At 34.3% G+C, this 7,703-nt stretch carries 9 protein-coding genes; 1 reads left to right on the top strand and 8 read right to left on the bottom strand.

Annotation, left to right across the window (positions count from 1 at the left end; translation table 11 throughout):
• Window positions 1-436: 436 nt before the first annotated feature.
• From tatC to AC1DOS_RS16025, 7 genes are all read right to left on the bottom strand, one after another.
• Window positions 437-1,165, bottom strand: coding sequence for a twin-arginine translocase subunit TatC (tatC, locus tag AC1DOS_RS16055; protein ID WP_477538308.1), 729 nt, complete (start codon window positions 1,163-1,165; stop codon window positions 437-439).
• Window positions 1,166-1,207: 42 nt separating this feature from the next.
• Entirely contained in the window at window positions 1,208-1,408 is a 201-nt protein-coding gene (locus AC1DOS_RS16050; RefSeq protein WP_477538307.1) for a twin-arginine translocase TatA/TatE family subunit, read from the bottom strand.
• 41 nt (window positions 1,409-1,449) lie between these two features.
• On the bottom strand, window positions 1,450-1,692 hold the full coding sequence (locus AC1DOS_RS16045; protein ID WP_477538306.1) for a helix-turn-helix domain-containing protein: 243 nt from the start codon (window positions 1,690-1,692) through the stop codon (window positions 1,450-1,452).
• A gap of 21 nt (window positions 1,693-1,713) precedes the next feature.
• Window positions 1,714-2,883 (bottom strand): ZIP family metal transporter, encoded by a 1,170-nt coding sequence (locus AC1DOS_RS16040; protein ID WP_477538305.1) that lies wholly within the window; start codon window positions 2,881-2,883, stop codon window positions 1,714-1,716.
• 14 nt (window positions 2,884-2,897) lie between these two features.
• A complete protein-coding gene (locus AC1DOS_RS16035) occupies window positions 2,898-3,914 on the bottom strand; it encodes a multicopper oxidase domain-containing protein (protein WP_108585851.1) in 1,017 nt (338 codons plus the stop codon).
• Window positions 3,915-4,761: 847 nt separating this feature from the next.
• Entirely contained in the window at window positions 4,762-5,100 is a 339-nt protein-coding gene (locus AC1DOS_RS16030; RefSeq protein ID WP_477538304.1) for a DUF3889 domain-containing protein, read from the bottom strand.
• Window positions 5,101-5,303: 203 nt separating this feature from the next.
• Window positions 5,304-6,029: a metallophosphoesterase family protein gene (locus tag AC1DOS_RS16025; RefSeq protein WP_477538303.1), complete on the bottom strand. Its 726-nt coding sequence runs from the start codon at window positions 6,027-6,029 to the stop codon at window positions 5,304-5,306.
• 165 nt (window positions 6,030-6,194) lie between these two features.
• Between AC1DOS_RS16025 and AC1DOS_RS16020 the strand changes: the two genes are divergently transcribed.
• Window positions 6,195-6,686, top strand: a complete 492-nt coding sequence (locus AC1DOS_RS16020; RefSeq protein WP_477538302.1) for a YajQ family cyclic di-GMP-binding protein — start codon at window positions 6,195-6,197, stop codon at window positions 6,684-6,686.
• 288 nt (window positions 6,687-6,974) lie between these two features.
• Here the strand turns inward: AC1DOS_RS16020 and AC1DOS_RS16015 are convergent.
• Window positions 6,975-7,703 (bottom strand): SDR family NAD(P)-dependent oxidoreductase (locus AC1DOS_RS16015; protein WP_477538301.1); only part of this gene is annotated, 729 nt, incomplete at its 5' end.

Below are 7,703 nucleotides of genomic sequence, written 5' to 3'. Positions count from 1 at the left end.
ACAAGGAACACCACTTACAGAAGGTCTAATTCCTCCGAAACCAGGAACTTTATCATTTCATTCTGTTTTATTAAGATTTCTTCAATAGGTATCTCTACTCCGTTTTCATTGAGTACTTTAAGAATGCTTGTTTTCTCAACTGTTGTGTTAAACAGTAAGGTTATGCTTTAAGAACTTGAAAGTCTAGAGTGCCCTAAAGCAGAGGGAGCAAATTGAAAAGAAAAAGTAATGTTAAGATGAATGATTTTTTCAACTGCAAAGCCCCTATTTTCTCTTTATCTTGATTGTAACAGGAAAGAATTTATATTCAAACAAGCATTTGAATATTATTATTGTCGGTTTGGTATTCGTAAGAATTCATAAAAGCTATCAGAATTTCTTCTGATAGCTTTTATGATTTTAGCTGTTAAATTTAGTTCTAGCGAACAGTGGCTTGTTACACAACTAATTTATCTTTCGCTTTTTGTTGTCGATTATAAACAAATTTAGATAAAGTGATGCTACTTTCATATAAAAGTAATAATGGAATGATCACAAGAATATCTGAGATGAAATCTGGTGGTGTAATTATTACGGATGTAATAATCAACACGAAATACGCATATTTCCTTATTTTTGTTAGAAGATATGGATTAATTATTCCCAAACTTGTTAAAAACATAATCAAGACTGGCAGTTCAAATAGAAATCCAAAAGGTAAAGTCATGTTTAACAAAAATCGGAAATACTTTTCTGTTGTGAAAAAAGTCGTAAACATGTCATCGGATAATGACATCAAAAAACTCATCACTAAAGGAAATAAAATAAAGTATCCAAAACTAATTCCTACAATAAATAGAATAAATAGTGCTGGTACATAAGCAAGCGTCACTTTACGCTCCTTTGCTGTCAATCCGGGACTGATATAACGCCAAACTTGATGTGCAGCAATAGGCATGGTAGCGGCTAAAGCGACAACACTTGCAATCATTAAATACACCATTAATATGTCACTTGGTCCTAATAAAGCAAGCTTAAATGGTAAGTCTTTGACGAGTAAGTGATAAATATCTTGGACGTAAATGAAGGCCAGCAAAAAGAACAATAGAAAAATTCCTAATGTGATAATAATTGCCTTACGTAATTCTTCTAAATGTTGAACAACTTTCATGCTTTGACCTTTCATCTACACCCCTCCTTGAAACCTGCAAATTTTTATTACTCTTCTTTAATTTATGTCTTTATGTTCGTTCTCTTGAGTTTTCACAACACTTTTGTCATCTGATAAAAGATCTTTAGTTGAATTTTTAAATTCTCTTAATGTTGAACCGAATGCTTTACCGATTTCAGGCAACTTAGAAGGCCCGAAAATGATAAGCGCAATTACTAAAACTAAGATCAATCCTGGAATTCCTATGTTTTGAATCATGGTATCCTCCTATTTTTACTGTATTTTTAAATAGACAACTATCATATTTCTAAACTATTTATCAAAAAATCATTTAAGTTAATATCTTTCCCAAGTTCTTTTAAACCTTTATTTATCTTAGCAATCGTTGAAAATCTCGGTAAATAATTTTGATTGTTGCATATTTTTGAAATGGTTGCATAACCAATGTTAGAAGCTTCTTCTAACACAGATATATTTATATCATTCTGTTTATCTAGCCAAATACCAAATTGGCTCCTTTTTTCAGGAAGATTTCTTTTCAATTCCTTTCACCTCAGGACAATTTAATATTTCACAAAAAAGGCTGTAAGATACATGATTAATAGACCTGCTGCAAAACCACTGAAATTTAGCCAAGAAACAGTTGGTTCTAAATGTTTCTTGTGATCGTTTATTAACATTTTTGTGATGACATAAATTACTTGTAAAATGGCACCTGCACCAATCCCTAGGAACAACGCTCCGAGTATTGGTGAGAAAATAAATCCACCAAACCAAGTACCTAAAATAGCAGGAGCACCTGCTATTATTCCAAGTAATACAAAGTCTCGGATACGAGGTTTCATTTTTAATAAAGGTGCTGCTATTCCGATACCTTCAGTAATATTATGAAGAGTAAACCCAATGATTAAAAATGTTCCTAGTGCAGCTTCACCTAGTGAAAAAGAAGTCCCTATTGCTAATCCTTCTCCAAAGTTATGAAGCCCGATTCCGACAGCCATCAACAAAGCAATATTAAAAGGTGAAAAAGCTTTCTTTTCTAATCTTTTTTGTTGATATTGATCAAAACCAATTAATAATATGAAAGTTAGTAATGCACCTAGAATAACCACCATGTTACCTTGCAAAACTGCTGGAGCTTCTGCACCGATTTCAAAGCCATCAGCCAAAGTTCCAATAAATAAGAATAGAAGTAACCCAACTGTAAGAGCAAGAATCGCGTTAATCCATTTTCGCGAGAAACGTTTCATAAACGGATACCACAATAATCCTAATGTAATTGGGACAACTCCTACATAAAAGCCGATAAATCCATAATTAAGGAAATTGCTCCAACTTTTTTCTGGTGTGAGAGTAGCTGCTGCAATTTCACCTTCTGTAATAATTCCGTTGTCAGTAATAATCTTAATTACGTGTGGGTCCCCTTGCACCCACGGATAATTGATCGTGACTTTTCCTTCTTCAAATCGTTTAAATGTTTCTGATGGAGAGACACTAAAATTCCAAATTGAATCATTTACTATTACTTGAGATATCGTTAATGGTTCTGGGCCCGTATTACTGATTGATAATTCAAATCCGTTCATTGTTGTATTTATACGTTCAATATTTAATACCTCGATTGGGGCAGCTGGGTCTTTTTCAATACCAGCGCCATTTATCATCACCCATGCAACTACTACGATAAGTAGCAACATAGGAATTAATCCTGAAATTAACCATTTAACCTTCACTGTGTAAACCTCCCTTATTCAACTTCGAAGAATCCCATCCAACCTAACTCAGCGAACTCGCTTACATGAGCATGGAACATATATTTTCCTGTATACGGAAAACGAACTTCTAGTATCCCTCGTTCACCCTGACATTGCATAATTGTGTCAGTGAATTGTGAAGGGTTATCGTTTCGACCGGTTGGATAATACGTAAAATAATTCGCATGTAAGTGAAACGAGTTCAATAAATCGAATTCAGTCAAATTACTTAGGTATATTCGAACGAGCTGATTTTTCTTGATTTTAATCGGGTGATTCATAAAGGCATTCGCATAGCCATTTACCGTATAAAATTCGTTTTCACCGTCTAAATCTAAATCAAACCCATTCATGACCATGTTCAATTCTAACGCCGGTTCTCTTGGCTTTTTTGGATCGATAATAAAATTACCATATAACCCTTTATGAATATGTCGAGCTAAAGGCATGACATGGCAATGGTAAATTTGTAATCCATATGGTTTTGCTTCAAATTCATACGTGAATTTTTGTCCGGGATAAATGGGCTCCAATCCATCCATTTCTGGTGGATGAATTCCATGAAAATGAATCGAGTGAGGATGACTACCTTTATTAGTAAAATGAAAACGTAAAAGATCACCCTCAGTACAACGAAATGTCGGTCCAGGAATCGTTCCGTTATAGGTCCAACCGGGAAATTTAATTCCTTTTGCAATTTCGATCTCTTTATCAATCGCCTCAACTTCATATACTCTCAATGTCTGGCCATTTGGCAAAATACTCACTTTTCCATAATCAAACGTAGTAAGTAATTTTTCAGCCATTTTATAGCCATCGCTTTTTGATACATCCGTCATATTATTACTGTGATTCATGTTGCCGTGCTTTTTACCACTGTGGGTAGCAGCTTTAACTACGGGAGTTAATCCCGCCATTGTATTTACAAAATAACTGCCGGCTAATCCAATAACTCCTGCAGACCCCAACTTTAAAATATCACGCCTAGACACATTGTTTTCTTCACTCATTGTTTGACCCTCCTCAAAAAAGTTTCCCTAAGGAAAATATATAGTTATTACACTCACTTTATTCCTGAAGGAAACTTTTTGTCAATACTTTTTTCTTTTTTTAAAAAAAGCACTTCTTCCAAATAAGGTTGAAGTGCTTTAGTTCATAGAGGATGTAAATGTACAGTTACATCCTTTTTTCTTATTTCAGTTTTCAATTATATTTTATCTGGCCATACTAACTACTTCATATTTATTACGCGATTGTTTCATTAATAATCAATCCGTAAAAACGGGTTTTCCTCAACCAATCTCCCCTTATTAGTTGAAGAAGGAACATTAAGACAGGTGTTAATAAAAAAGGCGAAAGTGGCTGGGAATTGCCTCTTTCACCTTTTGGTTACTTCTCTAAGTGCGGATTTAGTGACTCTATATTTTTATGTAAAACATCTCGGGATTGTTCCATAATGGATCCAACTAAATCGACTTCTTCTTAAAGACCAACCAATCCTTTTCGGACAGTCCAGCTGTTACGATTTTCTTATCCGATCAATATTAAAAAGGTCGAAATCTTTAGTGGATTTCGACCTTTTTTTTGCTCTCCCTGTAAAGATGTGCTTTTATTTATCTCCTTGTCATATTAATTTAGAGAACTCATTTCCCTAAAATATTCTGTGGAAAGCAGCCTAACCATATCAACAATTACTCTACACTCCTCAGAATTGCATTTCATTTGTGTACTTGAATTGTTGCTATTTAGCTATCCTTTGCGTGCTTGGTCTTCTAGATTAGGTTACTCAATCAATTCTTCCTTAGTTTTAATAACAACCTAGTACTCCAGACGTAATTTCAATACGATTGTGTTGGATTATCTAGAGGTTTCTTCAAATTTGATATCAACGACTTTTTCTGTTTCGGTAGTGTATTCAATTCTTACAAAAACTCCGAATTCCTTGTCACCATCTTTTAACCATAGCTTAAACTTCTCAATTGTTGAATCCCCTTTAGTCTCGCTTCCTTCATGCAGGTAGTCAATAATATTCGCATCCGGATATTTTGATTGTGTTTCTTTCATAGCGAGCTTACCCCACTTAGCGTAGGATGGAATTTCTTGTTGGGAATGAGCATTAGTTGAGAAATGTGTTAACGCTGAATTGAATGTAATTAAAATCAGTGCTGTACCAAGTACGATAAATGTTTTTCGCATGATTGACCTCATTTCCTGTTTTATAGGATGAGTAACTTGCTTAAAATCATTCCATATCGAGTGCGTTTTTTTGAAAAACTGCATTGCATCATTTACTCTATTTATATTTAGATAAATAGGTGACACTACTAATTCAGCTCGCTCATTCATAATCCCATAGTACTTTCATTGTTGGAGTGATATATATTTCTATAAGCTAATTTCTATTTTCTTCCGCGATAAATACATTCAATAATTTCTGCTCTATATACATCAATATTAGGCATTTCAACTTCTTTTGATATTTTGAGAACCACTTCTTTATCATAAGGAACACGTACTAGTTGAACACCAACACTTTTTCCAACTTGTTCGAGAATACAATATGATGCTTCAGGTACGTCCAATGGATTTCCCACACTCCCGACATTCACCAAAATCCCTTTTCCTTTAATAGGCTTAACACAAGCGTAATGAATATCACCGTAAATATAATAATCAGGTGTTCGTTCACCACAAATATTCATCGTTAGCTCGCTGTTTTCGAATAACGTTTCTTGCTTTTCTAGCGGATGAAATGGTGAGATCCGCTCATTTACTGATCGTGGAGAAGCATGGGCGCATCGTATAAACTTTTCACCAAGCATAAATTCAAAGCAAAACGGAAGCTGTTTCAAATAATTATTATCTTTATCACTTAATTGGTTTTGTTGCCATTTAATCGATTCGCGATCTGATTCATTTAAAATAAATTCATCCCAATTCCCTCGAATGACAACATCGCAATGTTCTCTAATACTCGCAATTACTTTTGCTGGTTCAGGACCTTTACCAATGAGATCACCAATACAAATAACTTCGTCTATTTCACGTAATTTAATATTTTCAATCACTGCCTCTAATGCAGGCATATTTCCATGTATATCTGAAAGGATAGCAATTCTTTTCATCTTTTTCTCCTTATAATAGATGCTATTACTAATTCATTAGGATTATTTCGGGTACTTGACCATTAGACATGAAACTCTAAGATAACAATAAGATATTAAGCAGTAAGTACGGTGAATTTCTTGATTTTTTGTTATAGTAGAAAAGAAAATATGGGAGGTTTTATCATGGCAAAAGATAGTTCATTTGATATTGTTTCTGAAGTGGATTTTTCCGAAGTTACAAACGCCGTCACGTTGGCGACGAAAGAAATCAAGACTCGGTATGATTTTAAAGGTAGCAAAAGTACTATTTCTTTAGATAATGAAGAAATAGTGCTTGTTTCCGATGATGAATACAAACTAGAGCAATTGAAGGATGTTTTAATTAGCAAGTTGATTCAGCGTAATGTATCAATCAAGAACATCGAATATGGTAAACTCGAAGGTGCATCTGGGGCGACTGTTCGCCAACGAACCAAACTTATTCAAGGTATTGATAAAGATTTAGCTAAAGAGATAAACACCATTATTAAGAACAGTGGCGTTAAAGTAAAAACTCAAATCCAAGATGATCAAGTCCGTGTAACTGGTAAAAACCGAGATGACCTTCAAGCAATTATTGTAGCGATAAAACAAGCAGAGCTGCCGATTGACATTCAGTTCATCAATTACCGATAGGAAAACATATTTCCTATCAAGGAAATGACGGTTATTTCAGTTATCCAAAGTTAACCGCTCTTCTTGACGCTTTTAATTGCAAGGCCGAGTGTTAAAGCATTCGGCCTTTTTTACTTTATGCATTTATAGGATGAGTATAGCTTTTTTGAAGTCCATTTCAATTGAATCAAATTTGAAGTTTTGAAGTAAAGACTAATATAAACCTATTACAAATAAAAATGATAAATTTCCCAAAGTGGCAACTTTTCATAGACCTTACACTCGGGGTTCGTTTTTTATTTCTTTTAGTTAAAGTGTACCACCAGATCCACCATCGATATTAACAGATGTTCCAGTTACATAAGAAGCTGCATCTGATACTAAGAAAGTAATGACATTTGCTGCTTCAGACGTTTCTCCAATTCTATTTAGTGGAATTGAAGGACCTACTACATTTCTGGAATATTCATCCCAAGTAATTTCAGGAGCTTCGTTTTTCCATTTCAATTCGATTTGATCGCTTCTAATCAGTCCTATACAAACTGTATTGACACGAATATTGTCTTTTCCTAAATCTTTACTCATAGCTTTTGTCAAAGCCATTCCCGCTGCTCGACTAACTGTAGTTGGTAAAGAATTTGCAGGAGGTGTTTTCCCTAAAACTGCTGTTACGTTTATAATAGCCCCACCACCAACTTCTCTCATATAGGGTATAGCAACTTTTGACGTATGTATTGCTCCAAATAACTTCAAATCTAAATCAGTCTGCCATAAATCTGTATCAACTGATTCAAAGGGATTTGTAGAAGATGTGCCTGCATTATTAACTAAAATATCAATACGGCCATAATGATTTACTGTTTTTTGAATGATTTCTTTACACTCATCCTCTTTTGTAATATCAGCAGAAACAATTAATACTTCTACTCCAGTTTCACGTTTTATAAACGCTGCAGCTTCTTTTAATTTTTCCTCTCCACGTGCGCAAAGAACAACATTAGCTCCTTCCTTCACTAATTGTAAAGCTGTATGTAAACC

It is taken from the genome of Paenisporosarcina sp. P5_A11 (genome assembly GCF_056400705.1).
Note: the sequence above shows the minus strand (reverse complement) of the source record. Positions and strands in the feature narration are given on the sequence as shown.